The organism is Acidomonas methanolica (assembly GCF_004346035.1).
GTDB classification, from domain to species: domain Bacteria; phylum Pseudomonadota; class Alphaproteobacteria; order Acetobacterales; family Acetobacteraceae; genus Acidomonas; species Acidomonas methanolica.
Genome location: NZ_SLZN01000093.1, coordinates 1 through 1,289 on the forward strand (window position 1 = coordinate 1; position 1,289 = coordinate 1,289).

Annotated in this window: 1 pseudogene; it reads left to right on the top strand. The window is 51.5% G+C overall.

From position 1 onward, the window contains the following. Nucleotides 1-328: 328 nt before the first annotated feature. Nucleotides 329-1,289: pseudogene (locus tag EDC31_RS17560) on the top strand (hypothetical protein); the annotation flags it as partial.

Sequence of the window (1,289 nt, forward strand, 5' to 3'; positions counted from 1 at the left end):
CCGTGCCTCCTTCCGACAGGGCGGATGATAGGCGGGACGGAGCGTGTGGGCCAGCCCCTTCCGTTCGGGGCTATTGACGCCGCGATCCGGTGGAACCGCATGTCCGGAACGTTGGGGCCTGCCCCTCTCGCTCGTCAAAAAGGGAGGGCATGCCGGATTTTTCGTAAATCTTGATTTGCGCAAACACCCCACAGCGGGCTTATGCCGGGCTCCCGTGCCGCCGACCAGTGATAGCTGAGGCCTTTCCAAAAGGCAATTACTGTTGCGCAAAAAAAGACAACCCCTCTCAGAGGCGTTTGCGCAAATCAAGATTTAGAGGGAGTTGTCAATGACAACCTATACATGGACAGGGGAAGCCTCACACGACTGGAATACGGCCAGAAACTGGTCTCCATCTGGTGTTCCTGGGCAGAACGATACCGTCGACATTGGATCTTCTTCGGAAAGTACAGATTATTCCGTAACAATAAACTCCCGTGTGACTGTTGGAACCGTCAATGTTTACACTGGAGACACATTAACCGTAAATTCCGAAATTTCTGCAAATAATATCAATCTGAGTGGCGGCGCCATAACTTTCGCCAGCGCCTCATCTGGCGAAAACCTGTCAGTAAATGTTACGTCCGGCACATTAAACATAGATAGTTCCAGCGTTACATTCAATAACATTGGAGTATCCGGAGGAACCATTGCCCTCAATGGAATCTCCGGATATTCTCTGGAAAATTGCAACGTTTCAGGTAACGGCATTCTCGAACTCAACGACACCACGGTTTCCAGCTTTTCAGGGTCGTCATTCAATAATAACGCGTCCATTATTCTCAATGAAAAATCATCCCTCCCGGTCAGCAATCTGGGCACCAAGGTTACGCTCAATGGTGGATCGACGCTTGTTCTGTCCGGAAACTATAATGGCGGTGCGAGCGTCGTCGTCGGGACCGGAACGGGAAACACCATTCTGCTTTCAAACAACGCCTCGCAAAGCAATATTTCCATTTCCAACGTCGCTTCTGGAGATTTGATCGGCATAAGCGGCGAAAAAGTAACGTCTTCTACCTATACAAACACAAATGGAAAGGGGTCCATTACACTCACGACATCGAGCGGAACGGTCACATATAGTGATGTGACGTTCGCCTCGGATGTTCCAACTGGAACTCATCAGGCGGGGCTGGAAAACGGAGACGCCGTCATCTGCTTCCTTGCCGGTTCGATGATTCGCACGCCGGGCGGTGATGTCACGGTCGAGGACATCCGGATCGGCGATGAGGTCACGGCTTTCGACTGGC